This is a genomic window from Micromonospora sonneratiae, from assembly GCF_042679305.1.
In the GTDB taxonomy this organism is placed as follows: domain Bacteria; phylum Actinomycetota; class Actinomycetes; order Mycobacteriales; family Micromonosporaceae; genus Micromonospora_H; species Micromonospora_H sonneratiae.
The window spans coordinates 21,419-46,823 of sequence record NZ_JBHTMP010000019.1; the positions used below are offsets into that span (position 1 = coordinate 21,419).

22 protein-coding genes and 1 pseudogene are annotated in these 25,405 nt (G+C 69.4%); 17 read left to right on the top strand and 6 right to left on the bottom strand.

The window, feature by feature from the left end:
- Positions 1–11 precede the first annotated feature (11 nt).
- The 3 genes from ACFQ4H_RS14425 to ACFQ4H_RS14435 all read left to right on the top strand — a co-directional run bounded on the left by ACFQ4H_RS14425 (position 12) and on the right by ACFQ4H_RS14435 (position 3,706).
- Positions 12–455, top strand: a complete 444-nt coding sequence (locus ACFQ4H_RS14425) for a hypothetical protein (RefSeq protein WP_377571066.1) — start codon at positions 12–14, stop codon at positions 453–455.
- A 227-nt stretch (positions 456–682) separates the two neighbouring features.
- The gene (gene fxsT / locus ACFQ4H_RS14430; RefSeq protein ID WP_377571069.1) at positions 683–2,794 is read left to right on the top strand and encodes an FxSxx-COOH system tetratricopeptide repeat protein; all 2,112 of its coding nucleotides are present in this window, start codon (positions 683–685) and stop codon (positions 2,792–2,794) included.
- A 78-nt stretch (positions 2,795–2,872) separates the two neighbouring features.
- Positions 2,873–3,706, top strand: coding sequence for an Fpg/Nei family DNA glycosylase (locus ACFQ4H_RS14435; RefSeq protein ID WP_377571071.1), 834 nt, complete (start codon positions 2,873–2,875; stop codon positions 3,704–3,706).
- Positions 3,707–3,800: 94 nt separating this feature from the next.
- On the opposite strand, the gene ACFQ4H_RS14440 is transcribed toward ACFQ4H_RS14435, so the two are convergent.
- The 4 genes from ACFQ4H_RS14440 to ACFQ4H_RS14455 all read right to left on the bottom strand — a co-directional run bounded on the left by ACFQ4H_RS14440 (position 3,801) and on the right by ACFQ4H_RS14455 (position 7,410).
- Positions 3,801–4,298: a YcxB family protein gene (locus ACFQ4H_RS14440; protein WP_377571074.1), complete on the bottom strand. Its 498-nt coding sequence runs from the start codon at positions 4,296–4,298 to the stop codon at positions 3,801–3,803.
- 101 nt (positions 4,299–4,399) lie between these two features.
- Positions 4,400–4,747 carry a hypothetical protein gene (locus tag ACFQ4H_RS14445; RefSeq protein ID WP_377571077.1) on the bottom strand — a complete coding sequence of 116 codons (348 nt, stop codon included), beginning with the start codon at positions 4,745–4,747 and terminating at the stop codon, positions 4,400–4,402.
- A gap of 273 nt (positions 4,748–5,020) precedes the next feature.
- Positions 5,021–6,136, bottom strand: a complete 1,116-nt coding sequence (locus ACFQ4H_RS14450; protein WP_377571080.1) for a winged helix DNA-binding domain-containing protein — start codon at positions 6,134–6,136, stop codon at positions 5,021–5,023.
- Positions 6,137–6,222: 86 nt separating this feature from the next.
- Positions 6,223–7,410, bottom strand: coding sequence for an epoxide hydrolase family protein (locus ACFQ4H_RS14455; protein WP_377571083.1), 1,188 nt, complete (start codon positions 7,408–7,410; stop codon positions 6,223–6,225).
- Between the two features lie 62 nt (positions 7,411–7,472).
- Here ACFQ4H_RS14455 and ACFQ4H_RS14460 point away from each other — a divergent pair, with 62 nt between their 5' ends.
- Complete coding sequence (locus tag ACFQ4H_RS14460; protein WP_377571086.1) at positions 7,473–8,465, top strand: helix-turn-helix transcriptional regulator; 993 nt, start codon at positions 7,473–7,475, stop codon at positions 8,463–8,465.
- 322 nt (positions 8,466–8,787) lie between these two features.
- Here ACFQ4H_RS14460 and ACFQ4H_RS14465 read toward each other — a convergent pair.
- Positions 8,788–9,623: pseudogene (locus tag ACFQ4H_RS14465) on the bottom strand (IS5 family transposase).
- 238 nt (positions 9,624–9,861) lie between these two features.
- On the opposite strand from ACFQ4H_RS14465, the gene fes reads away from it, so the two are divergent.
- From fes to ACFQ4H_RS14480, 3 genes are all read left to right on the top strand, one after another.
- Positions 9,862–11,166 (top strand): enterochelin esterase, encoded by a 1,305-nt coding sequence (gene fes, locus ACFQ4H_RS14470; RefSeq protein ID WP_377571089.1) that lies wholly within the window; start codon positions 9,862–9,864, stop codon positions 11,164–11,166.
- A gap of 105 nt (positions 11,167–11,271) precedes the next feature.
- The gene (locus ACFQ4H_RS14475) at positions 11,272–12,072 is read left to right on the top strand and encodes a MerR family transcriptional regulator (protein WP_377571092.1); all 801 of its coding nucleotides are present in this window, start codon (positions 11,272–11,274) and stop codon (positions 12,070–12,072) included.
- The gene (locus tag ACFQ4H_RS14480) at positions 12,066–12,680 is read left to right on the top strand and encodes a GyrI-like domain-containing protein (protein ID WP_377571094.1); all 615 of its coding nucleotides are present in this window, start codon (positions 12,066–12,068) and stop codon (positions 12,678–12,680) included. The genes ACFQ4H_RS14475 and ACFQ4H_RS14480 overlap by 7 nt, the downstream gene beginning before the upstream one ends.
- A gap of 91 nt (positions 12,681–12,771) precedes the next feature.
- Here ACFQ4H_RS14480 and ACFQ4H_RS14485 read toward each other — a convergent pair whose 3' ends face one another.
- Entirely contained in the window at positions 12,772–14,148 is a 1,377-nt protein-coding gene (locus tag ACFQ4H_RS14485) for an FAD-dependent oxidoreductase (RefSeq protein ID WP_377571096.1), read from the bottom strand.
- A gap of 222 nt (positions 14,149–14,370) precedes the next feature.
- Between ACFQ4H_RS14485 and ACFQ4H_RS14490 the strand changes: the two genes are divergently transcribed.
- The 10 genes from ACFQ4H_RS14490 (at position 14,371) to ACFQ4H_RS14535 (ending at position 25,235) form a co-directional block, all read left to right on the top strand.
- Complete coding sequence (locus ACFQ4H_RS14490) at positions 14,371–15,507, top strand: LacI family DNA-binding transcriptional regulator (protein ID WP_377571099.1); 1,137 nt, start codon at positions 14,371–14,373, stop codon at positions 15,505–15,507.
- 38 nt (positions 15,508–15,545) lie between these two features.
- Complete coding sequence (locus ACFQ4H_RS14495; protein WP_377571250.1) at positions 15,546–17,141, top strand: FAD-dependent oxidoreductase; 1,596 nt, start codon at positions 15,546–15,548, stop codon at positions 17,139–17,141.
- Positions 17,142–17,220: 79 nt separating this feature from the next.
- Positions 17,221–18,504, top strand: coding sequence for an ABC transporter substrate-binding protein (locus tag ACFQ4H_RS14500; protein WP_377571101.1), 1,284 nt, complete (start codon positions 17,221–17,223; stop codon positions 18,502–18,504).
- A gap of 12 nt (positions 18,505–18,516) precedes the next feature.
- Entirely contained in the window at positions 18,517–19,503 is a 987-nt protein-coding gene (locus ACFQ4H_RS14505; protein ID WP_377571104.1) for a carbohydrate ABC transporter permease, read from the top strand.
- Complete coding sequence (locus ACFQ4H_RS14510) at positions 19,493–20,335, top strand: carbohydrate ABC transporter permease (RefSeq protein WP_377571107.1); 843 nt, start codon at positions 19,493–19,495, stop codon at positions 20,333–20,335. The genes ACFQ4H_RS14505 and ACFQ4H_RS14510 overlap by 11 nt, the downstream gene beginning before the upstream one ends.
- Complete coding sequence (locus ACFQ4H_RS14515) at positions 20,332–21,327, top strand: ROK family protein (protein ID WP_377571110.1); 996 nt, start codon at positions 20,332–20,334, stop codon at positions 21,325–21,327. The genes ACFQ4H_RS14510 and ACFQ4H_RS14515 overlap by 4 nt, the downstream gene beginning before the upstream one ends.
- Positions 21,324–22,013, top strand: a complete 690-nt coding sequence (locus tag ACFQ4H_RS14520) for an N-acetylmannosamine-6-phosphate 2-epimerase (protein WP_377571113.1) — start codon at positions 21,324–21,326, stop codon at positions 22,011–22,013. Before ACFQ4H_RS14515 ends, ACFQ4H_RS14520 begins: the two co-directional genes overlap by 4 nt.
- 152 nt (positions 22,014–22,165) lie before the next feature.
- Positions 22,166–23,812: a DUF4127 family protein gene (locus ACFQ4H_RS14525; RefSeq protein ID WP_377571116.1), complete on the top strand. Its 1,647-nt coding sequence runs from the start codon at positions 22,166–22,168 to the stop codon at positions 23,810–23,812.
- Between the two features lie 290 nt (positions 23,813–24,102).
- Positions 24,103–24,405, top strand: coding sequence for a DUF6412 domain-containing protein (locus ACFQ4H_RS14530; protein WP_377571119.1), 303 nt, complete (start codon positions 24,103–24,105; stop codon positions 24,403–24,405).
- 131 nt (positions 24,406–24,536) lie between these two features.
- Positions 24,537–25,235 carry a YidC/Oxa1 family membrane protein insertase gene (locus tag ACFQ4H_RS14535; protein WP_377571122.1) on the top strand — a complete coding sequence of 233 codons (699 nt, stop codon included), beginning with the start codon at positions 24,537–24,539 and terminating at the stop codon, positions 25,233–25,235.
- The last annotated feature ends 170 nt before the right edge of the window (positions 25,236–25,405 follow it).

Here is a 25,405-nt window from a genome sequence, read left to right on the forward strand (position 1 = left end):
GGTTGCCCGTGTTGACTGAGGCGTTGATCGCATTGGCGGCTGCCGGGTCCACGGCCCTGGTGCAGGCAGCGGTGACCGATGCCTGGACCGGGCTGAAGGGCGGGATCACCCGCCTGATGGGCCGGGGTGAACAGTCACGTGAGACAGTCGTCGACCAGCAGTTGGAACGGACCCGGGCGGAGCTGGAGACGGCCGGACCCCGTGTCGAACAGGTCCGATTGGCCCAGCAGGCGGCCTGGCAGGCCCGCCTTGAGGACCTGTTGGCCGAGCAGCCACAGGTGGCCGACCAACTGCGGGCGTTGCTGGCGCAGCTGGCTGACACACCCGGTGCATCGGCCGGGCACGTCAACCAACATGCTGTCGCGTTCGGCCAGGCACAGCAGGCGGTACAGGGTCACGGAACGCAGACCGTGACGTTCGGCTCCCAGCCGCCCGCCACGAACAGCGGCAGCTGACGCCTGTCCCACAAGTTCGTGGGCGGTTCCCCGACGACCGTGGAACGAGGGATGCCGTGACGCAGATAGGCCAAGGTGTCGTCGGAGACGGCAATGCACGGCAGGCGGTACAGGGCAGTGGCGTGCAGATCATCGTCCACAACGACGGCAGAGCGCCCGACGTTCCACAGCCGGCCCCGGCACCTGACGAAAGCCAGGCTGCTGTGGCTCGTACCGATCAAGGGACCGTGTCGAACCTCGCGGCCCGCAACGCGGGTTTCGTCGGCCGGGCCGCCGCCCTGGCCGCCGCCCGCCAACTACTCCAGAGCCGGGGCCGGGTCGTGGTGCGGTCCGGCAACCGGATGGGTGGGGTGGGAAAGACCCAGCTGGCCATCGAGTACGGCCACCGCCATGCCGACGACTACGACCTGACCTGGCTGGTACCCGCCGAGCAACACGACCTGATCGGTGGCCACCTCGCCCAACTGGCCATCACCCAGGGGCTCGTCGGCGCGGATGTCAGCACCCAGGCGGCGGTCGCGGCCCTGCACGCCGCGATCCGGACCCAGCCACGCTGGCTATTGATCTTCGATAACGCCGAGGATCCCCGTGCCCTCAGCCCCTGGCTGCCGCCCCGGGGCGGACACATCATCATCACCTCGCGGAGTCCGGGCTGGGACGAGATCGCCGAACTGGTCGAGGTGAACCTGTTCGACCGTGCCGAGTCGGTGGAACTGCTGCAACGGCGGATGCCGGGGCTGCCCGGTGCGGACGCCGTCCGGTTGGCACAGGAACTGGGCGACCTGCCGTTGGCGGTCGCGCAGGCCGCCAGCGTGATGGCCGAACACGGCATCTCGGCCGCCGAATACATCGACCTTCTCGTCGACAACACCTGGGACATCCTCGACAACGGCACCCCCACCAGCTACCCGGCGTCGCTGGCGGCCACCATCGGGGTCTCCCTCGACCGACTGACGGAGGAGAACCCGGCGGCGGCACAACTCCTCCAGTTGTGCTCGATGCTGGCCCCGGAGCCGATCCCACTGGCCTGGTTCACCGTGGGGGCGGCGGCGCTACCACAGCCACTGGCCGCCGCCGCTGCCCAGCAGTACACGTTCTCGACCACCCTGGTTAGGGTGATCGGAGCGCATGGACTGCTCAGCATCAGTGCTGGCGGGATGCAGGTACACCGACTCGTCAGTGCGATCGTCCGGAGCCGGCTCGACCCGCAGGAGCGGGCCGCACTGCGACAACAGGCCGACGACCTCCTCACCGCGATCGCGCCGGAGGATGCGGACGCCCCCGCGACCTGGGCGCTCTGGTCGCTGCTGGCCCCGCACATCACCGCGGCCGAGCCAGCGACCACCGGTAACGAAAAGATCCGCGACATCGCCTGTCGATTCGTACTCTATCTGCTCCGACGCGGGGAGAACGGTCCGGCGCTACGGCTCGTCGAGCACCTCTACCACAAATGGCGCGACGACATCGGATCAGACGACCGACACACGCTCAAAGCCGCAGCCGAGTACGGTCACGCAATTTACTATCAGGGACATCTCCACGAGGCGAACCGAATAATCAACGATACCTACGAGCGGCGTCAACGGGTGTTCGGTGCGGATCATCCGGACACGTTCCGGTCGGCTGGCGATCTGGTCCTGAGCCTTTTCTCGGTGGGCGACTATCAGCGGGCCCGGGAAATCGGTTCAGAGGTCCTTCCCCGTTGTCGGCGGATACTCGGTGCAGATCATGCGGACACATTGCGGGTGGCTGGTGGTCTCGCGTCGAACCTGTTCGCGACAGAAGATTACGAGCAGGCCCGCGAACTGAGCGAGGATTCGTTCGCCCGCTATCGTCGGGTGTTCGGTGAGGACCATCCCGCGACCCTGGGTGCCGCCGGCACGCTGGCAACGATCCTGCAACTGGTCGGGGAGACCGAGCGGGCACTCGCGATGGGCGAGGACCTCGTCGCTCGTAGTCGCCGGGTGCTCGGCGAGCGTCACCCGGACACGTTGAGGGTGACGGTCGGCTTTGCCATGCTGCTCGGATTGCTCGACCAGTACGAGCGGTCCCACGCCATCTACAACGACTTTCTTCCCCTCTGTCGCGAGGTGCTCGGTGTCGAACATCCCGACATGCTCCTGGCCCGGGTCGGCTTCGCCCGCGCCCTGCTCGCGATGAACAGGGCGTTCGATGCGCGCCGAATCGTCGAGGATACGCTGCCCCGACAACGGCGGGTGCTCGGCGCAGATCATCCCCAGATTCCGCCCACGGTCGAACTGCTCGACCAGATTCGAATAGCGCTCGGCGGCCGGCCGGGTGGTGGAAAATCGGCACCCAAGAAGAAGCGCAGAAAATAGGCAGCTGCGCTGCCCGGGTCGGTTACCGGGAGATCATGGATTCAGCGGGCTGACCGGTGCGGACTATGCTTGTCGGTCATGCCCGAGGGACACACGATCTATCGCCTGGCGGAGCGCCACCGTACGCTGTTCGCCGGCGACAAGGTGCTGGCCGCCAGTCCGCAGGGCCGGTTCGCCGAGGGCGCGGCGCTGCTCTCCGGCTCGGTGCTGGGCGACACCGAGGCGTGCGGCAAGCATCTGCTGCACCACTACGACAACGGGCTGAGCCTGCACATCCACCTCGGGCTGTACGGCAAGTTCGCCGACGGCGACGGTGCGCCGCCGGAGCCGGTCGGCCAGGTACGTCTCCGGTTGGCCAGTGACCGGCACTGGCTGGAGCTGCGCGGTCCCACCGTCTGCGAACTGCTCTCCCCGGTCGAGGTCGACGCACTACGCAACCGGCTCGGCGTCGACCCGCTACGGGCCGACGCCGACCCGACCGCCGCGTACGCCCGGATCCGGCGCAGCAACGTGGCCCTGGCCGCGCTGCTGATGGACCAGTCGATCGTGGCCGGCACCGGCCTGATCTTCGTGACCGAGGTGCTGTACCGGGCCGGGCTGCCACCGACCCTGCCCGGCCGGCAGCTCACCCCGGCGGCGTGGACGACGATCTGGGCGGATCTGGTCGAGCTGATGGGCGCGGCGGTGACCGCCGGAAAGATCGACACGGTCCGCCCGGAGCACCTGCCGGAGGCGATGGGTCGCCCACCGCGCGTCGATCCGCACGGTGGCGAGGTGTACGTCTACCGGCGCGCCGGCCTGCCCTGCCACGTCTGCGGCACCGAGATCCGTCGGGGCGAACTGGCCGGGCGGAACTCGTACTGGTGCCCTACCTGCCAGCCGTCCTCCGCCGGACTCGCCGGTTCCTCATGAGGGCCGGTTGGCCCCGAAGGCTGCGGCGCGACCCCCTGTGCTCGCGCTGTTGACGACCGCCGAAGCGGAACCGTGCGATGGGCCGCACACGGGTTCACCGAGGCAGGAGCAGCCCTCGGTCGGCCATGTGGGCTCGCAACGTTTCGGCGTCCTCGGCGGACATCAAGTGGCGTGGGATCACGGTTGCCGGCATCCGGCCGACGTACACGATCCAGAAGTCCGGGGTGTTCCTCACCTGGGTGACCCCGTCCCAGGCGATGCCGCCGGACTCCGAGCCGCTGCGCATCATGATGTTGTCATCGGTGATGTCGTAGGCACCCTCGACGGCGTAGCGACTGGAGCGGCGCTGGGCGCGCCACCGCACCCACGTCGGGTACAGCATCGACAGCAGGCCACCCATGACCATCGACATGCACAGCGGCGAGATTTGGTCACCCCACGCGAAGCCCCGCGAGACGGCGAAACCGATCGCCCCGACCGCCACCAGCACCGCGCCGACATAGCGGTACTTGCGTAGCCGGACGCTGCTGAGCGCGGCGGCCACGCGGCCCGGGTAGGCGGGATCGGCTGGGACGTCGAAACGGATGTGCACGCCAGAACGATAGTGGCCCCAGGCGCACCCCGGGCAGCGCCTGACTCGCGCCCTGCTGACGGGGTCGGTGGTCGTTGGCGAACGACCACCGGAAATACCGGTCAGCCGGCCTTGTAGGTGAGGTAGTGGCCCTTCGGCCAGCTGTGGAAGTTGTTGAGCTCGGACGGCTGACCACTGCAGTCGGGGGTCCGGTAGCCGGAGACGCTACCGAAGCCGCCGCTCCAGGCGAGCAGCCAGGTCGCGTCGGTTGGGACCTGACGGCAGACGTCGTCAGGTTTGCCCTGCCTGCCGACTACTTCGGTCGGGTAGCTCGAATAGAGGACCAGGCCCTCGTCGGGGCTCTTGACCGGGTCGCCAGCGGCTGCGGGTAATGCCGGTAGCGTCGCGGTCAGAGTGGTGATCAGGACGGCGGCGAGACCTGCGGCGATTCGGCTGACGGGATTGCGCATGAGTGTCCTTCCGGTGCGTTCTTCCGCTAGCTCCAGCGGACTCTCACTCTTGAATACGACCAGTTCAAGCCCGCCCCATGGCTCATGATCGGTGCAACAGGGGTGTTGCAGTGGTTGAAGAGCTAGGCATCTGCCGGTGCTGTGAAAGGGGAACTTGTCCGATGGGGGCATCAGGAAACACGGGCGGACTGCCGTTGAAGTCGTCGGAGAGCCCGCCGGACTCGACGGACCCGAGTGGTCTCTGCCTGCGGTGCGGAAAGCCGTTGAACGAGGTCAGTGTGGCGTCTGGATCCGGATCTCCTGAGGCGTGTCGGTCGGGGCGGTGAAGGCGAGGAGTTTGGCGCCTTCGGCGGTGAGGGCCTCGTGGTCGGCTTTGGGCAGTGCGGTGAACGGTTCGATGAGCAGGGTCGCGTGGCCGCGGGAGGGTGCGATTTTCCAGGTGCCGGCGACATGACCGTCGATGAGGATGGTGGGGGCGATCATGGCTCCGATGCAGACGCGTTTGCGGGTGGCGTCGGTCATGAGGCGGGTGCGGTTGGCGTAGGCGACGATCAGGTTGTCGAACGCGGGCAGGAACCGTGGCGGAGCGGGGATGTCTGGATCCGGGAGCGGTGCGTCGGGTAGGTCGAGTACTTCGTTGCCGGCGTCGTCGCGGAAGGTGCGAAGTTGGTGGCTGATCCGGTCGGCGATCTCGCGTAGCCGGGTCAGCCCGGACCAGGTCTGGATGTCGGCCACGGTGGCCGGGCCGTACGCGGCGAGGTAGCGGCGGATCAGATCTTCCGGACGGGGTCGGGTCGCCAGCGGTTCGCCGAGCCAGTCCTCGGCGAGGGTGAACGGGGTGGCGCCGCCCCTGCCCCAGGTGCCGCTGGGTGGCGGGTGCACCACGGGTACGAGGGCCTGGACGGACCAGGCGAGCGCTTCGGGGTTGCGGTCGGGCCATCGTTCGGCGAGCCGGTCGCGTAGTTGCGGGCGGGTGAGGGTCTGCCCGTGGAGCAGCGCTCGGCCAACGGCGCCCAGTTCGGCCAGGTCCATGCCGGCGGTGTCCCGGCCGAAGGCGGCCTGTCGGCCGCGGTCCAGCGCGGGCTGCATCAGCGGACGGAGCCACCGGTAGTCCCGGGCGGTGACCAGGTGCTGGGTGCCGCGAAGCACCGATCCCCGCACGAGGTGACGGTTGTACAGGAGGTCGGTCAGCTCCCGGTGGTGGAAGTTCTCCAACCGGCTCCACAGGCCGATGTACGGGCTGTTGGGTGCCTGGGCCTGCATGCCGACCAGGTGGGCGACGGCGTCGCCGGGCGGCAGGTGCCCGCGCTGGAGCAGCAGTTGGCGGTGCATTGCGGCCCGGTTGAGCGTGCGCGAGCTCAGCACGGCGGTGGTGGGCGGGTTGGACATCGGGTCGGTCGTCCCGTCTGTGAGGCGTGTCGGGGCGGGGACCCGGCGGCCGACCCGTCCGGGTCGGCCGCCGGGTTTCGGGCGGGTCAGCGCAGCGGGCGCAGGAAGGTACGCAGGTCGCTGACGAGCAGGTCGGGGGTTTCCATGGCGGGGAAGTGGCCGCCGCGGTCGAACTCCGACCAGTGCTGGATCGCGCCGGTGGGGTCGAGCAGGCTGCGGATGCTGTTGTCCGCGGCGAACACCGCCACCCCCATCGGCGGGCCGCCGGGCGCGACGGGGCCCGATCCGGCCGCGCCGGCCTGCTCGACATAGGCGCGGAATGCCTGCATGCCCTCGTAGGTGAAGTTGGCCGAGGAGGCGCCGCTTCGGGTGTACCAGTACACGCTGACGTTCGTCAGCAGCTGGTCGCGGTCGACGGCGTCCTCGGGCAGTTTCGCGGCCGGATCGGTCCACGCCTGGTACTTCTCGACGATCCAGGCGAGCTGGCCGATCGGGGAGTCGGTGAGTGAGTACCCGAGGGTCTGCGGCCGGGTGGCCTGCACGTGCAGGTAGCCCATGCCGTCGCGTTGGAACTCGTTGAACCGCTCGGCTCGGCGGCGGTCAACGCCGGCCAGTCCGGTCAGGTCGACCGGCGGGCCGAAGGGGAACGACCCCGGCCCGTTGATGTGTGTGCCGACGACCTTGCCCGCAGCGACCATCGGCAGCATCCCGGTCACGCCGGCGCCAACGTCGCCGCCGTGTGCGGCGTACCGGTCGTAGCCGAGCCTGCTCATCAACTCGGCGAACGCCGACGCTACCCGGAACAGGTCGCCCCAGCCGGCTTCGCGCAGCGGGGTGGAGAACCCGAACCCCGGCAGGGACGGCACGACCAGGTGGAACGCGTCCGCCGGGTCGCCGCCGTGGCGGCGGGGGTCGGTCAGCGGGCCGATCACCTGCTGGAACTCCACGACCGAGCTGGGCCAGCCGTGGGTGATCAGCAGCGGCAGGGCGTCCGGCTCAGGCGAGCGCGCGTGCAGGAAGTGGATGGCCTGCCCGTCGATCTCGGTGGTGTACTGCGGGATCTCGTTGAGGCGGGCCTCCTGCGCCCGCCAGTCGTAGCCACCCGCCCAGTACCCGGCCAGGTCCTTGAGGTAGTCCACCGGCACCCCGCGGCTCCACCCGGTCCCGGGCACCTCGTCGGGCCAGCGGGCGTTGTCCAGCCGGTAGCGCAGGTCGTCCACCGCCGCCTGCGGGATGTCGATACGGAAGGGGCGGATCGTGTCGTCGTCGGTCATGCCGGAAACAGTAGAAGCAATTGCGGAAAGGATCGTTCCGCGTTGGTGGCACACTTAAAAACGTGATCGACACCTCGGCGCGGCTACTGCGCCTGCTGTCCCTGCTGCAGACCCCGCGCGACTGGACCGGTCCCCAACTGGCCGAGCGGCTCGCGGTGACCACCCGCACCATCCGCAACGACGTCGAACGACTCCGCAGCCTCGGCTACCCCGTCGCCGCGACCCCCGGCGTAGCCGGCGGATACCGGCTCGGCGCCGGCGCCAACCTCCCGCCGCTGCTGCTCGACGACGACGAAGCCGTCGCCGTCGCGGCCGGCCTGCGCACCGCGGCCGGCGGCACCATCACCGGGATCGAGGAAACGTCTCTTCGCGCCCTCGCCAAACTCGAACAGGTACTCCCCGCGCGGCTGCGCCACCGGGTCAACACCCTGGCCGCCGTCACCGTGCCGATGCCCGGCTCCGGCCCCACCGTCGCCGTCGACACCCTCACCGCCATCGCCGCCGCCTGCCGCGACCACCAACGGCTCCGTTTCGACTACCAGACCCACGACGGCGCGACCAGCATCCGAGTCACCGAACCCCACCGGCTGGTCCACACCGGCCGCCGCTGGTACCTCGTCGCCTGGGACATCGACCGAGCCGACTGGCGCACCTTCCGCCTCGACCGTCTCACCCCCCGCACACCCATCGGCCCCCGATTCACCCCACGGGAACCACCCGACGGGAACCTCACCGGCTACGTCGCCCGCGGCCTCAGCACCGCCACCTGGCGGTACCACGCCCGCGTGACCGTGCACGCGCCGGCCGAAACGATTACCGCCCGACTACCCCCGGCCGTACACGTCGAACCGATCGACGAACACACCTGCACCGTCACAGCCGGCTCCGACACCCCCCACATGCTCGCCACCTACCTCGGCATGCTCGACGCCGACTTCCACTTCAACGCCGACGACGCCCCAGAACTCGCCGAACACCTACACAAACTCGCCGACCGCTACCAACGCGCCCCACAACGACCCCCCACCGGCACCACAGCAAGAAATCGACCATAGCCAGCACCACCTCGCCGCAGGTCGTTACGCCAACGGGACCCGCTCCTCCCGTTGGCTCCGCACCACCGACGTGTCACACGCGACCGTCAGATCTGCCACCACGAGATCGTTACGACCTTGCAGTTCGTCATCGCTCGATGTCGTGATGTTGGGGCGGGTCCGGTATCTGGCCGACCGGCTCGGCGTTAGCTCGTGGCCTGTTCGCCCTCATCCAGCCCGCCACCAGCAACCCTGACCCAACGCCAGAGCCATAACGGACATCGGCTCCCGAACCACCCTGGCAGAGGACGTCTGATTCACGTAGTTTGTGCGTTGTGGCGGTTTAGTCGTTTCGCCAGGTTTGGGTGTTTTCGGCGGTGAGGCGTTTGGCGAGGTTGTCGATCATGGCGATGGTGATCATGCTGGCGGAGTTGTCGGGTCGGGCTTCGTAGTCGCGGACCAGGCGCCGGTGCTGCATGAGCCAGCCGATGCTGCGTTCGACGACCCACCGCCGTTTGACCACCGAGAAGCCTTTGGCCTGTGGATCCTTTGTGACGGTCTCGACGTCGATGCCGAGTGCGGCATCGTGTTCGACGACCTTGCTCTTGAATCCGGCGTCGACCCAGGTCTTGGCCAGGGTGGGGTAGGTGGCCTTGGCCTGGTCGAGCAGGTCGATGCCGATGGTGTTGTCGCTGGCGCTGGCGGCGGTGACGATCACGGCGAGGACGAGGCCGAGGGTGTCGGTGATGATCCCGCGTTTACGGCCTACGATCTTCCTCCCGGCGTCGATGCCCTGCGTGGACAGTGGGACGTTGGTGGAGGTCTTCACGCTCTGGCTGTCCATGATGGACGCGGTGGGGTGGATCGTGCGGCGTGGTGGTCGTGTACAAGGCCGGTGAGGTTGTAGTTCAGCTCGGTGAAGATGCCCTCCTTGCTCCATGCGGCGAAGTAGCCGTAGACGGTGCGGTACGGCGGGAAGTCGTGCGGTGGGTAGCGCCAGGCGATGCCAGTGCGGTTGACGTACAGGATGGCGTTGAAGATCTCGCGCAGGTCGTGGGTGCAGGCGCGACCGCCGACGCCCGCGTCGGTGCGGGCCTGTCGCCAGGCGGTCAGGCGGGGTGTGATCAGTGTCCACCGGGCGTCGGACAGATCGGATGGATAGGCTCGTCGTGCCGTTATGGTGTAGGAGTACGGCGGCCCGCCGCTGGCTCGACGGACGCCATGTCCGCTGATTTCAGGGTGTAGGTGAACCAGACACGATCGAGGGTTGAAATGCTCCTATTCTGGTCAGGTCTGCGTCCGGCGAGATGCGCTCTTTCTGGATCGGGTCGGACACTTTTCGCTATCGAGGTTGAGGCGCGAATTGGCCGCTACTGACATAAAGGTGAAGCAGACGTTTTCTAAGGATGCGTTCCACGTGCCGAGCAGCCCGGTCTTGCCGCCGCACCGGCCCCGGCCGTACCCGTTGCCGGTCTGTGTCAGCCCGCGTATCACCGCGTTGGCCGCCGCCGTCGCCCAAGCGGACGAGTCCGCGGCGGCGGAGGCCGTGGCAGCGTTCTGGGCGCAGGTCGCCGCGGAAGGTACGCCGGTGGTGGAGCCCGACGGCACCGACCACGTGGTCACGTTCCTGTGGCGGGACGAATCGGCGCGGGCGGTCGTACTGCACCTGAACAAGCTGACCGACTTCCACGACCTGCGACAGAGCACGATGCACCGGCTGCCCGGGACGGACGTGTGGCACCTCAGCTACCGGATGCCGGGCACCTGGCGGGGGAGCTACACGATCGGCCCGCTGGACGTACCGGTGTCGGAGTTCGACCCGACCGGCGCGCCCGACCGTACCCTCTGGCAACGGCTACGGTCGGCGACGGTGACCGACCCGCTCAACCGGTTTCCGCTGGCGGACGGACCCGACGGGCCGGTGCTGTCGACGGTGAGCTTGCCGGACGCGCCCCCGCAGCCGTGGCTGGCCCCGCGACCGGGTACGCCGAGCGGCAGCGTCACGGTGCACCGGTTCGACAGCGCCGCGCTCGGCGGTACGCGTACCGTCCGGCTCTGGGCACCGCCCGGCGGCGGGGACGCTGACCTGGGCCGGTACGGCGACCGGCCGGCTGACCTGGGCCAGCGCGACGACCTGGCGGTGGTGGTCCTGCTCGACGGCGACCTCTGGGGCGACCAGGGTGCCCTAGGCTCCACTCTGGACAATCTCGTTGCGGCGGGCCGCATTCCGCCGACGGCGGTGCTCATGGTCGATCCGGTCGACCTGCCGACCCGTACCCGGGATCTTGCCTGCAACCCGTCCTTCGTGGACTTCCTCGTCGACGAGCTGCTGCCCTGGGCCGGTCGGCGGCTGCCGATCACCGCCGACCCGGCGCGTAGCGTCATCGCCGGGCAGAGCCTGGGTGGGCTCACCGCCGCCTACGCCGCGCTTCGCGCACCGCACCGGTTCGGGGCCGTACTGTCCCAGTCCGGTTCGTTCTGGTATCCCCGCGACGACTGGTTCGCCACCCGGGCCGCCGGGACGGCAGCAGCCCGCCACATCCGCTGGTACATCGAAGTCGGCACCCGAGAATGGGATCTGCTCGACCGGACCCGGCGACTTCGCGACGTCCTGCATGCTGCCGATGCCCCCGTCGACTACCACGAGTACGACGGCGGCCACGACCCGGTCTGCTGGCGAGGCGGCCTGGCCGACGGCCTGATCACCCTGCTTGGGGTGTAAGGAAGGGCCCCTTCTTATCGCTTTCTGCCTTGAAAGGGGCCCTTCCTAACACCTCTCGCCGGGGGCGTTGGACTCTCCCACGATGGGAGGGCCGACGATGGGAGCATGCCCGAGGAGTTCCTGGCCATCGGCCAGTTTGCCCGGCTTTGTCGGCTGAGTGTCAAGCAGTTGCGGCACTACGACGACGTGGGGCTGCTACCGCCGGCACACGTCGACCCGGTCACCGGCTACCGCTACTACGGTCGGGACCAGGTACGAGACGCGCTGGCGATCGCCCTGCTCCGTACGCTCGACGTGCCGCTGTCGGCGATCGCGCAGACCCTGCGCGGCGACGCGAGCGCCCAGACCGCCGCCCTGCGCGCCGAACGGGACCGGCTGGAGGCCCGGCTGGCCCGGCAGCGCAACACCCTCGCGGCACTGGAACGACTGCTTCGGGACGGGTTACTCCAGCAGGAGGTCGGTCTGACCCGGGAACCGCCCCGGCGGCTGCTGGTCGCCCAGGCGGTATGCGCCCCGGACGGTATCGGTGTGGCGATCGCCGGATGCATGACGCAGTTGTCGGGTGTGCTGCCCGGCCTGTCGTGGACCCCACCGATGTGGGGACTGTTTCCGGTCGACGTCGACCGACAGATGCACATCGCCGTCGGCGTGGAGAGCGCCGCCGACCCGGTGGGCGGGACGACGGTGGAGTACCTACCGGGGGGACCGGCGGTCGTCGCCACCCACGTCGGCCCGTACGAGCATCTGGCCCTGACCTACCAGGCGATGTTCGCCTGGATCCACGAGCGCGGGCTGCACCCCAACGGTCCGGTACGCGAGGCGTACCTGACCGATCCGACGACGAGCGATCCGACCCAGTTGGCGACCCGGATCGTCATCCCCATCGAGGAGGAGGACGAATGCTGAGCACGGACTTCAAGAAGGTGCACAAGGACCTGTACGGGGCGAGGACCGAGCCGGCCCTGGTGGACGTACCTCCGTTGCGGTTCCTGGCGGTCGACGGCGCTGGTGATCCCGACGGACCGGTCTGGCGGGCGGCGGTCGAGGCGCTGTACGGCGTCTCGTACTTCGCGCGGTTCGCCCTGAAGAATGCGGGCGTCGTGGAGTATCCGGTGATGCCGTTACAGGGGCTGTGGTGGGTGGACGGCGGGTGGGACATCACCGAGCGGGATCGGGCCGACTGGCGGTGGACCATGATGATCATGCAACCGCCGCAGGTCACGGCGGACCTGGTCGCGCAGGGCATCGCCACGACGGCGAAGAAGAAGCCGTCGGCCGCGGTGGATCGGCTTGAGCTGCGCGAGTACGCCGAGGGGCCGTCGGCCCAGATCCTGCACATCGGACCGTACGCCGCCGAGCGGCCCACGATCGAGCGGCTGCTGGCCTACGTGGCGGAACAGGGCCGGCAGGTCTGCGGTCGGCACCACGAGATCTACCTGTCGAATCCCAGCCGTACCGCCCCGGAGAAGCTGAAGACGATCATTCGCTATCCGGTGACGCCGCCGCCAGCCTGAGCTTCGTGTGCACTCCCTGTCGCTCACGCGACGTGAAACGCGCACGCAACCCGACACCCGCACACAACCCGACGGTTGCCCTGCCCTGCACTCAGGTGGCGGCCATCACCGCGTCGGACGCCTTGCGGGCGGCGATCAGCACCGGATCCCAGACCGGGGAGTACGGCGGTGCGTAGCCGAGATCGAGACCGGTCATCTCGTCCACCGTCATCCGGTTCCACAGTGCCACGGCCAACGGGTCGATCCGTTTGGCCGCCTCGGAACGGCCGACGATCTGTGCGCCGAGCAGCCGACCACTGCGCCGCTCGGCGAGCAGTTTGATCGTCATCGGCGCGGCTCCGGGGAAGTAGCCGGCGCGGCTGGTCGACTCGATCCGTACCGAGACGAAGTGGTACCCGGCGGCGGTGGCGTCACGTTCGCCCAACCCGGTACGCGCCACCTCGAGTTGGCACACCCGGGTCACGGCGGTGCCGACCACCCCGGGGAAGGTGGCGTACCCGCCGCCGATGTCGATGCCGGCGACCCGACCCTGCTTGTTGGCGTGTGTGCCGAGCGGAAGGTACGCCGGTTGGCCGGTCACCCGGTGGAAGGTCTCGACGCAGTCACCGGCTGCCCAGACGCCGTCCACCCCGATCACCCGCTGTCGTCGGTCGACCCGTACCCCGCCGGTCGGCCCGAGCGGCAGGCCCGCGGCGGCGGCCAGGGCGGTGTTCGGGCGTACGCCGAGGCCGAGGACCACCACGTCGGCCGGGATCAGGCCGTCGACGGTCTGCACCCCGGTGACCCGCCCGTTCGCGGTGGTCAGCCCGGTGACCTCGCATCCGGTACGGACGTCGATGCCGACCTGGGTCATCGCCTCGCGGACCAGCACCGCCATGTCCGGGTCCATCGCCGACATCGGCTGCTCGGACCGGTCGAGCAGGGTGACCGAGAGGCCCCGGTGGATCATCGCCTCGGCCATCTCGACCCCGATGTAGCCGCCCCCGACGACCACCGCCCGCTCGGGTCGGGGGCTGCCGTCGAGCCAGGCCAGCAGTGCCGAGCCCTCGTCGAGGGTCTGTACGCCGAAGACCCCGCCCGCGTCCGGCCGGGCCCATCCGGGGCTGGTCGGCGAGGCACCGGTGGCGTACATCAGCAGGTCGAACGGTTCGCGGACCTCGCCGCCACCGACCAGGTCGCGGGCGACGATCTCGCGTCGGTCCAGGTCGATGGAGGTGACCTCGTGGCCCAGGCGTACGTCGATCTGGTGCTTGCTGCGGAACGTGGCTGGATCCCGGGCAATCAGGGCATCCCGGTCAGCCACCAGACCACCAACCCAGTACGGGATGCCACAGGCCGAGTATGACGTAAAGTGACCGCGCTCGAACGCGACGATTTCCAGATCGTCCGCTCCGCGGCTGCGTCGGGCCTGTGAGGCGGCGGCCATCCCGCCGGCGTCTCCACCAATCACGATCAGTCGTTGCGTCACGCCAAGCATTCTCCCCCGGGCGTCGGCGGCGCGCCGGTCGGCGCTTTGCTAATGCGCATTAGTCAGGGAACTTACCCGGAGCAAAGTTTGTCGTCCAGCTCTTGACAGCGGCCGGGCCGGGGCAGCAGTATCCCAGGAACACCGAACTGGTTATACGTATTAGCGCCACCGACCCCCTGTCGCCCCCTGACGCACCCCCCGTCGAGCCGAAGGACCCCACCCGTGACCCCTGCCCCCAGGCGCGTTACTCAGCGTGATATTGCCCGGCTGGCCGGCGTCAGTCAGGCGACGGTGTCCCTGGTGCTCAACAACCGGGCCGACAGCGAGGTCCGGATCGCTCCCGAGACCCGGGAGCGGGTACTGCGCACCATCCAGGAAACCGGTTACGTGGCCGACCCGGTCGCTCGCCGGCTCGTCTCCCGGTTCAACCGGATCATCGGCGTCTTCACGTACGAGCCCGCCTTCCCCAGCGCCAGTCGGGACTTCTTCCACCCGTTCCTGTTCGGCATCGAGGAGTACGCCGAGCGGGTCGGCTGCGACCTGCTGCTGTTCACCAGCGCCCCGGTGGTCGACGGGCGGCGGCGCATCTTCCACCAGGACAACCGGCTGCGCCTGGCCGACGGCTGCATCCTGCTCGGTCAGGAACTCGACGTGGACGAACTGACCCGGCTCAACACCGACGGGTACCCGTTCGTGGCGGTCGGTCGACGCGACGACGCGGGCGGCCCGGTGCCGTACGTCGGTGCGGACTACGCCGACGCGGTCCGGCAACTGGTCCAGCGCGCCCAGCGGTACGGCCACCGCCGGATGGCGTACCTGCGGATGGAGATGACCGCGGAGTCCGCCGCCGACCGCCGCCTCGGGTTCACCGAGGAGATCGGCGCAGCCGAGAGCGGTGCCGAGCTCGTCACCGACGGTCGGTCCGCCGACGAACTGCTCGACCGGGTGCTGGCCGATGGCGCCACCGTCGCCTTCGTCGAGGACTTCGCCGTCGTGGTCGAGTTGGACCGGGCCGCCCGTCGTCGCGGCCTGGCCGTACCGGGTGACCTGTCGATCCTGGCGCTCGGCGACCCCACGGTCCCGGTGCCCAGCGACGTCGCCTTCACCGGCTTCCTCATCCCCCGCGAGGAGATGGGCCGGCAGGCGGTCGAGGTGCTGGTCTCGATGGTCAACGGCAGCGCCGAGTCGGATGGCGCGGGCGGGGCGGCCGGCGCGGGGACCGGCACCTACGGCGAAGAAAGCGGCGAAGAAACCAGCGCCGAAGACGGCGGAGAAACCGTACGACAGCGTCTCCTGCCGTGCGAACTGGTCGAGGGCAGCACCCTCGGCGCACCTGATCGGACGGTCCACCGCAGCTGAGCGGTGACCGGGCTATTGGAAGGAAGCAAGTGGCACAGATGCGTGCGGACGTCCTGGTCGTCGGCGGTGGGCTCGGCGGCGTCGCTGCCGCCCTCGCGGCGGCGCGGGCCGGCCGGTCCGTCGTACTCACCGAGGAGTTCGACTGGCTCGGTGGGCAGCTCACCAGCCAGGCCGTCCCGCCGGACGAGCACTCCTGGATCGAGCAGTTCGGGGCAACCGCCAGCTACCGGGAGTTGCGTAACGGGATCCGCAACTACTACCGGCGGCACTACCCGCTGACCGCCCGGTCGCGGGGGTGGACCGACCTCAACCCCGGTGCCGGTTGGGTCAGCCGGCTCTGCCACGAGCCCCGGGTGGCGGTCGCGGTGCTGGAGGAGATGCTGGCCCCGTACCGGGGGTCGGGGCGGTTGACCGTGCTCCAGCCGTATCGTCCGGTGGCGGCCGAGACCGACGGCGACCGGGTCGTCGGGGTCACCGTCGCGCACCGCGACCGGGACGAGCGGATCGACATCACCGCCCCCTACATCCTGGACGCCACCGAGACCGGTGACCTGCTGCCGCTCACCGGCACCGAGTACGTGACCGGCTTCGAGGCCCAGTCCGAGACCGGCGAGCCCAGCGCGCCGGCGCAGGCGCAGCCGCTGAACATGCAGGCGGTCTCGGTCTGCTTCGCCCTCGACCACGTCGACGGCGACCACACCATCGACCGGCCGGCCAACTACGACTTCTGGCGCGACTACAAGCCGGACTTCTGGGGCGACCGACTGCTGTCCTGGCGGTCCCCGCACCCGCGCACCCTGGAGATCGTCGAGCGGAGCTTCACCCCGAACCCCGACGACGACCCGCTGAGCGTCAACGCCGACCAGCGGCTCAACCCGGGCGACGGCAACCTGTGGACGTTCCGGCGGATCGCGGCCCGGCGCAACTTCGTCGACGGCGCGTACGCCAGTGACATCACCCTGGTCAACTGGCCGATGATCGACTACTTCGAGGGTCCGGTCATCGACGTGCCGAACGCGTCCTGGCACCTCGCCCAGGCACGGGAACTGTCGTACTCGGTCCTCTACTGGATGCAGACCGAGGCACCCCGCCCCGACGGTGGCACCGGCTTCCCCGGACTGCGGCTGCGCGGCGACGTCACCGGCAGTGCCGACGGGCTGGCCCAGGCGCCCTACATCCGGGAGTCGCGGCGGATCCGCGCCGAGTACACCGTCGTGGAGCAGGACCTGTCGCTGGCCGTACGCGGCGACCGGGGCGCGGTGAAGTACCACGACTCGATCGGTGTCGGCATGTACCGCATCGACCTGCACCCCTCCACCGGCGGCGACAACTACATCGACGTCGGCTCCTGCCCGTTCGAGATCCCGCTCGGCGCGCTCATCCCGAACCGGGTGGAGAACCTCCTGCCGGCCGGGAAGAACATCGGCACCACCCACATCACCAACGGCAGCTACCGGCTGCACCCGGTGGAGTGGAACGTCGGCGAGGTCGCCGGCCTGCTGGCCGACTTCTGCCTGGAGCGGGGCGAGTCGCCGCGGGCGGTCCGCAACGACCCCGCCCTGCTGGCCGACTTCCAGGCGCGCGCCACCGCAGCCGGCGTGGAACTGCGCTGGCCCGAGATCGCGGGTTACTGACCCACGGAAAACGCAGCTACCGTTCAAATACCCCCGAATACGGCTACATGCTGAAACACCCCCGAATAAGGAGATAACCGTGAAGATAGGAAAGGGTCTGCGCGTCACCGCTGCCGCGCTGGCCGGCCTGGTCGGCCTCGCCGCCTGTGGCGGCGGGGACGATGCCGCCGACAGCGGCCCGGTCACTCTGCGGATGACGCTCTGGACCGCCAACGAGGCGCACCTCAAGCTGTTCAACGAGATCGCCGACGAGTACAAGAAGACCCACTCGAACATCGCGGAGATCAAGTTCGACCCGCTGCCGTTCGACAACTACACCACCACGCTGACCACCCAGATCGCCGGCGGCAACGCCCCGGACCTGGCCTGGATCTTCGAGAACTCGGCGCCCGACTTCGTCTCCTCCGGCGCGCTGATGCCGCTGGACGAGACCCTGAAGAAGACCGAGGGCTACGGGTACGACGACCTGTCGCCGGCCACCCTCAAGCTGTGGCAGGACGGCGGGAAGCTGTACGCCTACCCGTTCTCCACCTCGCCGTTCGGTGTGTTCGTCAACAACGACATGCTCAAGAAGGCCGGTCAGAAGACCCCGGCCGAACTGATCGCCGCCGGCCAGTGGAACTGGACCAACGCCCTGGCCGCCGCCTCGGCCACCAACGCGTCGACCGGCAAGGCCGGCCTGGTGATCCGGGACTTCGACTACAAGGGCTGGGACAACCTCTCCACCTACTTCACCGGCTGGGGCGCCCAGGCGTGGAGCGCGGACGGCAAGAGCTGCGGCTTCACCTCCCCGGAGATGGTCGACGCGATGACCACCCTGCACAAGGCGATCTTCGTCGACAAGGCACTGCCGGGACCGGGCACCACCGCCGACTTCTTCGCCGGTGAGGCGGCCATGACCGTCACCCAGATCTCGCGCGCCTCCCTGCTCAAGGACGACGGCTTCGCCTGGGACCTGGTCCCGTTGCCGGCCGGCCCGAAGGGCAACTACTCGGTGGTCGGCCAGGCCGGCATCGGAGTCATGAAGAAGAGCAAGAACGCCCAGGCGGCGGCGGACTTCCTGGCGTACTTCACCAACGCCACCAACTCGGAGAAGCTGGCCCAGTTCTTCCCGCCGCCGCGTCAGTCGCAGCTGACCGCCGAGACGCTGGCCAAGACGAACCCGAAGCTCAAGCCCGAGCAGCTACAGAAGGTCGTCATCGACGGCATCACCAACGGTGTCGTCAAGCCCAACCACGCCGGTCAGGCCGAGCTCAGCCAGCAGGTCCGGGCCGCACTCGACCCGATGTGGAAGCCGGACGCCGACGTCAAGGCGGTACTGGAAGGCGTCTGCACCAAGATCCAGCCGTTGCTGGCGAAGTAGGGACTCCCAGACATGTCCGAGACGGACACCGTGGCGGACCGGGCCGGATCCCGGTCCGCCACCGGGGGGCGTCGCGCCACCCCGGGTGGACCACGACCGGCGGGTGAACGCCGGCCGTACTGGACCGCCCGGCGGCGGGACCAGCTCACCGGCTACCTGTTCATCACCCCGCAAATGCTCGGCAGCGCGGTCTTCGTGATCCTGCCGTTGATCCTGGTGGTCTGGTACAGCCTGCACGAGTGGAACGTGCTGGCCGGCACCTTCGACTACGTCGGGGCCGAGAACTACCAGGCGCTGGCCGACGACACCAACCTGCCGGGCGTACTGAAGGCCACCGGACTGTTCTCGATCGGGCTGGTGATCTTCAACCTCGCCCTGGCGTTGCTGCTGGCGGTGCTGCTCAACCAGCGACTGCGCGGCAGCATCGTGTTCCGCACCCTCTTCTTCTCGCCGGTCGTCGTGTCGCTGGTGGCCTGGACCATCGTCTGGGGCTTCCTGCTCCAGGACAACGGTGGGATCAACGGGCTGCTCGACACGATCGGCGTCGACGGGCCGAACTGGCTGCGTGGTGAGACCACCGCCATGCTCTCGGTCATCGTCGTACAGGTATTCAAGAACGTCGGCCTCAACATGGTGCTCTTCCTGGCCGCCCTACAGGGCGTACCGGCCGAGCTGTACGAGGCCGCCGAGGTCGACGGGGCCAGCCGGATGCGCCAGTTCTGGCGGATCACGGTGCCGTTGATCAGCCCGACGATCCTGCTCACCTCGATCATCACGGTGGTCGGGTCGTTGCAGGTCTTCGCGCAGATCGCCGTGCTGACCCAGGGCGGACCGGGCACCTCCACCACCGTGCTCGTCTACTACCTCTACCAGCAGGCGTTCCAGTTCCACCACTTCGGCTACGGCGCCACGCTGTCGATCGCGCTCTTCGCCATCGTCCTCGCGCTGACCGTGCTCCAGTGGCAGATGCGCAAGAGGTGGGTCTTCCATGAATCGTGACGTTTCGCGCCGGACCAAGCTGGTGCTCTACGGCGTACTGATGGTCCTGTGCATCCCGTTCATCTTCCCGACCTGGTGGATGGTCACCTCGTCGCTGAAGCCGATCGCCGACATCTTCGCCTTCCCGCCGCAACTGTGGCCGACCGACGTCCAGTTCGACGCGTACCAGCGGGTGTTCGAGTTGCAGCCGTTCGAGCGGCAGTACTTCAACAGCCTCTACATCGCGCTGATCGTCACCGTCGGCACGTTGGCGGTCTCGGCGCTGTCCGGGTACGCCTTCGCGCGGATCCGGTTCCGGGGGCAGAACGTACTGTTCCTGGTGGTGCTGGCCGGCCTGCTCATCCCGAGCGAGGTCACGATCGTGCCGCTGTTCCAGATGTTCTTCAAGCTCGGTCTGGTCGACACCCACTGGCCGCTGATCCTGGTGCCGATCCTCGGCGCACCCAGCGTGCTGGCGACGTTCATCATGCGGCAGTTCTTCATCAGCCTCCCCAACGAGCTGGAGGAGGCGGCCCGGGTGGACGGGCTCGGCCGGTTCGCGACGTTCTGGAAGATCGCCCTGCCGCTGGCCCGGCCGGCGCTGGGCGCGGTCGCCATCTTCACCTTCCTGCACAGCTGGAACCTCTACCTCGAACCGATCGTGTTCCTCTCCTCGCCGGAGATGTTCACCCTGCCGCAGGCGTTGACGCAGTTTGTCGACGCGTACGGCGGTCCGATGTGGAACGTGCAGTTGGCGGCGGCCTCGATGACCGCGCTGCCGGTGCTGGCGGTGTTCGTCGTCGCACAGAAGCAGTTCGTCGAGGGTCTGGCACACACCGGTCTGAAGGGATGAGCACGTCGTATCCGCTCCATGTCGGCGTCGACATCGGCGGCACGAAGACGCTCGCCGTGCTGGTGACCCCGGCCGGCGAGGTGGTGGGCCGCACCACGGCAGCCACTCCGGCCCGGCAGGGCCCGGCGGCGGTGCTGGACACCGCCGCCGGGCTCGCCGGGCAGCTTCTCGCCGACGAAGTCGGCACCGACCGGGCAACCGTCACCGGTGGCGACCGGGCACCTGCGGTCGGCGCTGACCGGGCAACCGTCACCGTCGGGGTCGGCGCGGCCGGCACCATCGATCCGGCCAGCGGCGTCGTCCGGTACGCAACCGACAGCCTGCCCGGCTGGGCCGGCACCCCGATCGCCGACGAACTCACCGCCCGGCTGACCCGCGACCTGGGCAACCGGACGCGCCTGGTCCGGGTACGGGTCGACAACGACGTCAACGCAGCCGCCCTCGGGGAGACCTGGGCCGGTGCTGGACGGGGGCGGCGACACCTGCTGCTCGTCGCCGCCGGCACCGGCCTGGGTGGCGGACTGATCCGGGACGGCCGGGTCGAGCACGGTGCCCGGGGCGGGGCCGGTGAGCTGGCCCATCTGCCGGTGCCCGGAGCCGAACAGCTGCGCTGCGGCTGCGGCCGGTACGGTCACCTGGAGGCGATCGCCTCCGGCACCGGGCTCGGGGCCGCGTACGAGCTGGCCACCGGGGAACGGATCAGTGGGCGGGTGGTGGCCGAGCGGGCACTGGCCGGGGACACCGCCGCAGAGGCGGTACTCGACCGGGCCGGCACGGCACTGGGCCGGGCACTCGCCGGCCTGGTCACCCTGCTCGACCCACAGGCCGTACTGGTGGCCGGTGGCGCGGCGGATGCGCTGCTGCCGGCTGCTGCCGCCGCGTACCCGGTTGAACTGCCCCCGGCCTGGGCCGACGTGCCGCTGCTACCCGCCGCGCTGGGCTCCGACTCGGTTGCTGTCGGCGCGGCCCGACTAGCCATGGAGGACCTGTGACGATCCTGGATTCCCTGCGTGGTGGCCTGGTGGTCTCCTGCCAGCCGCTGCCCGACGAGCCGAACGACCCGATGCGCGACCCGTACGTGCAGGCGCGGGTGGCGGCTGCGGCGGTGGCGGGTGGCGCGGTGGCGATCCGGGCCAACGGACTTGCCGACATCGCGGCGATCCGGGCCACCGTGGACGTGCCCGTGATCGGACTGGTCAAGGACGGCAGCGGTGGTGTGTTCATCACCCCCACCGCGACGCACGCGGTCGAGGCGGCGCTGGCCGGGGCGCACATCGTCGCGGTCGACGCCACCGACCGGCCCCGGCCGGACGGGAAGACCTTCGCCGACACGGTACGGGCGGTACGGGAGTGCAGCCAGGCCCTGGTGCTGGCCGACGTGTCCACGGAGGAGGAAGGCGTGGCCGCCGTGGCGGCCGGTGCCGACGCGGTCGCCACCACGTTGTCCGGCTACACCGAGGCCAGTCCGCCGACCGACGGACCGGACCTGGAGCTGTTGGCGCGACTGGTGAAGGCGCTGTCGGTGCCGGTGATCGCCGAGGGGCGCTACCGGGACACCGAGCAGATCGGCCAGGCGTTCGCCGCCGGGGCCCACGCGGTCGTGATGGGCAACGCCGTCACCTCGCCGCTGTGGATCACCCGCCGGCTGGTGCCGGCAACCCCGAGGGCCACTGCCTGAGTGCACGGAAGGGCCCCTTCCATCGCTTTCTGCCTTGGAAGGGGGCCTTCCTGACCCAAACCGATCGGACGGGCGAGGCGGAGGACTCCCGTCCGATCGGGCACACCGAACGAGCCCGAGGTGGCGGGGGCGGTGAAGAAGAAGGAGTAGCAATGAGAAGACGTGCCGTCCTGGCTGCGGGCGTGGGTGGCGTTGCCGCCGCCGCCCTTGGTGGTCTACCGGCGCTGGCCGGTCCGGCCGGCTCGAAGGGCCGGACGATCGCGTTGGTTCCGCTGGACGACCGGCCGGTCAACGTGTACTGCTCGGAAATGACCGCCGCCAGCGCGGGCGTACGACTGGAGCTGCCGCCGCGTGAGCTGCTGGGCCGGTTCTTCACCCCCGGTGACGGGGCGGGGATCGCCCGTTGGCTGGGCTCGGTCGGCCAGGTCGACAGCTACGTGATCTCGGTGAGCATGCTGGCCTACGGCGGCCTGATCGCCTCGCGTACCGCCACCGCGACGATGGCCGAGGCGCTGGCCAACGTCGAGGCGATCCGGACGCTGCGCAGGGCTCGCCCGGACGCGACGATCGAGGTGCACGACACCATCCAGCGACTGGCGCTGACCAGCACCGGTACGCCGCTGGACGCGTACATCTCGCTGCTGGTCAGCTGGGCGAAGCTCTACGACCAGGTGGTGAACCTCGGCCAGGAGGAGCTGCGCGGACAGCTCGACGAGACCCGGGCGAAGATCCCGGACGAGATCGTCGAGGACTACCTCGCGGCACGGGCCCGTAACCACCAGGTCAACAGGCTGATGGTGGAGTGGGTCGCCGACGGGACCATCACCCACCTGGTGCTCTCCGAGGACGACACCGCGCCGGTCGGGCTGGCCCGGGCCGAGCGGGTCGAACTGGAGGCGCTGGCCGCCCAGCTCGGCGTCACCGACCGGGTGGAGATCTTCCCCGGTGCGGACGAGGTGAACGCGCTGCTGGTGGCCCGGGTCATCGCCGCCGGTCTCAACCCCACCTACCGGTTGGAGTACGCGGGCGTCTCCGGCGAGGACTGGACCGCCCAGCTGGAGGGCATCCCGTTCGCGGAGAACATCCGCCGGCACGTCAAGTCGGTCGGTGGGCGGGTGGTCGACGGCAGCGCCGACATCGTGCTGGCCGTGAACACGCCGTCGGCGGTGGCCGCCAACCGGGGTGCCGACCTGGACGCCTTCGTGGCCCGGATCGGGGCACTGCTGGCCGCCGGCACGCAGGTCATCGTGGTGGACCCGCTGATCGTCAACAAGGGTGACCACGCGTTGGTCTCCCGGATGGAGGCCGGGCTCGACCTGGCGGCACTGCTGTCGTACTCGGGCTGGAACACCGGGGGCAACGCGCTCGGGCTGGCCCTCGGGCACGGCACCGCCCGGTGGGCGTACCTGCGTAACTCCGGCAGCGGCTTCGGCGTGCCGCAGATGTCGGCCCCGGGACAGGCCCACGCCGAGTACCTGCTCTACCGGTTCGTCAAGGACGACCCGTGGAAGAACGTGGTGCAGACCGATGCGTACGCCCACGCCCGTGCCCAGGGCTGGGATCCGCTGCGGCTCACCGACCAGCAGAAGCTCTACTTCGACGGCTGGATCAGCGACCGGCTCGGCCCGGTGACCTCGCAGTACTTCGCGGACCACTTCGCCGGGCACAAGATCGTGCTGGGTAGGCGGGGCGCGAAGACGTTCACCGCGACGCTGGACCGGCTCGACTCGGTGCACGTCGAGCTGCCCTGGGACCGCCTCTTCGAGGTGACCCTGGAACCGCACCTGCGCCTGTCCTAGCGGCTCGTTCCGGTCGCGGCTTTTGCTGAGTCGCCGACCGGGGTTGATCGGCGTACATCCGGTCGGATGTCATCACATCGGATCGGATGTACGCCGCAGCCAGGCCAGGCAGAACAGCCAGGCCAGGCAGAACAGTCCGGTCAGGCAGAGCAGCGCCAGCGACTGCCAGCGGAACAGCGTGGGCGACATCCGGCAGATCAGCGCCAGCGACAGCCGGCAGAAGAACGCCCTTCGCCCACGCTACCCACTCGATCGACATCCGGGTGGAACCGATCTTCTAAGCTGACCCCGTGCCAGAGTTGCTGCTGACCGTGACGAGCGTCTGGACGTACGCCGTCGCGCAGCTTGCCGCGCTCGCCACCCGCCCGGCCGAGTTGTTCGCCGGGGCTGCCGCGTTGGCCGTCGCCACGCTGATCGCCGTCGCCGTCGCGGTTCACCTCGTCGGCTGGTCGGGTGCCACGGCTGACCCGGCCCGTCGGGCTGCCACGTTGCGAGCGCGAGCCCGCCACAGTCGGGTTTCCCGTCAGCTCGATCCGGATGCCTCCGGCCGACCCCGGCCACGAGCCCCCTCGGCGTACGCCTCGGCCGCGTAGCGCCGCAGTTCTCTCGCCGCCACGCGGCCGATTCCGTTCCACCACACCCGCCGCCCCACAGCGGTGCGCCGCCCGCTGGGCACACCGCACCGCGCGGCGGGCCATTCCGGAATCGAGCCGAGGGGTTCTTCATGCTTGCCTTCGCACCACTCGACGGCGTCGTCGACGCCGCCTCCACCGCTGTCTCCGTACTCGCCGCCGTCGTCGCGCCGCTTGCCGGAACGGCGGCCACCGCCGCCGCCATCGTGCTGTTCACCGTTCTCGTCCGACTGCTGATCTCGCCGCTGACCTGGGCACAGGTGCGCGGCCAGCAGCGGCAGGCGGCACTCGCTCCGAAGATCCAGGAGATCCAGAAACGGTACGGCGACCAGCCCGAGCAGCTTCGTACCGAACTGGTGACGCTCTACCGCGAAGCGGGGGCGTCCCCGCTGGCCGGCTGCCTACCGACCCTGCTCCAGGCACCCTTCTTCTTCGTGATGTACCGCCTGTTCACCACGTCGGCCGGGTCGGACGGGCTGTTGACCGAGCGCCTGCTGGGGGTGCCGCTGGGCCACCACGCCTCCGACGGGTTGGCCGGGGCAGCAGGTCCGCTGTTCGCCGTACTCCTGGCGGTTCTGGTGGGGTTGGCCTGGTGGTCGTCGCGGCGGATGCGGCGGGCGGCCACCACCGCCGAGTCGGCCGCCGCCCCGAACCCGTTGACCCGGGTGCTTCAGTTGCTGCCGTACGGGACACCGCTGCTGGCGCTGGTGATGCCGCTGGCGGCAGTGCTGTATCTGGCCACCACGACGGCGTGGAGCGCTGCGGAACAGGCGGTGTTTCGTCGCCGGTAGCGGCACCGTACGTGTGATCGCGGCTACCGACGTGGCGTAGGCGCATCGACGACTGTTGACATGTGTCGATATGCGCCGTACAACCGGGAGAGAGCGCTCTCTCGACTTCCTGTTTCGCAGAGAGGCCACCCGATGAGACCGTACGTGCCTGCCCGGTCGGCACCCGCCGG

What these genes read in the sequence shown, in the direction of transcription:
- ACFQ4H_RS14435 (WP_377571071.1), top strand. Translation starts at nt 2,873, where the DNA reads ATGCCCGAGGGACACACGATCTATCGCCTGGCGGAGCGCCACCGTACG.
- ACFQ4H_RS14445 (WP_377571077.1), bottom strand. Translation starts at nt 4,747, where the DNA reads ATGCGCAATCCCGTCAGCCGAATCGCCGCAGGTCTCGCCGCCGTCCTG.
- ACFQ4H_RS14450 (WP_377571080.1), bottom strand. Translation starts at nt 6,136, where the DNA reads ATGTCCAACCCGCCCACCACCGCCGTGCTGAGCTCGCGCACGCTCAAC.
- ACFQ4H_RS14455 (WP_377571083.1), bottom strand. Translation starts at nt 7,410, where the DNA reads ATGACCGACGACGACACGATCCGCCCCTTCCGTATCGACATCCCGCAG.
- ACFQ4H_RS14475 (WP_377571092.1), top strand. Translation starts at nt 11,272, where the DNA reads ATGCCCGAGGAGTTCCTGGCCATCGGCCAGTTTGCCCGGCTTTGTCGG.
- ACFQ4H_RS14480 (WP_377571094.1), top strand. Translation starts at nt 12,066, where the DNA reads ATGCTGAGCACGGACTTCAAGAAGGTGCACAAGGACCTGTACGGGGCG.
- ACFQ4H_RS14495 (WP_377571250.1), top strand. Translation starts at nt 15,546, where the DNA reads ATGCGTGCGGACGTCCTGGTCGTCGGCGGTGGGCTCGGCGGCGTCGCT.
- ACFQ4H_RS14505 (WP_377571104.1), top strand. Translation starts at nt 18,517, where the DNA reads ATGTCCGAGACGGACACCGTGGCGGACCGGGCCGGATCCCGGTCCGCC.
- ACFQ4H_RS14510 (WP_377571107.1), top strand. Translation starts at nt 19,493, where the DNA reads ATGAATCGTGACGTTTCGCGCCGGACCAAGCTGGTGCTCTACGGCGTA.
- ACFQ4H_RS14515 (WP_377571110.1), top strand. Translation starts at nt 20,332, where the DNA reads ATGAGCACGTCGTATCCGCTCCATGTCGGCGTCGACATCGGCGGCACG.
- ACFQ4H_RS14525 (WP_377571116.1), top strand. Translation starts at nt 22,166, where the DNA reads ATGAGAAGACGTGCCGTCCTGGCTGCGGGCGTGGGTGGCGTTGCCGCC.
- ACFQ4H_RS14535 (WP_377571122.1), top strand. Translation starts at nt 24,537, where the DNA reads ATGCTTGCCTTCGCACCACTCGACGGCGTCGTCGACGCCGCCTCCACC.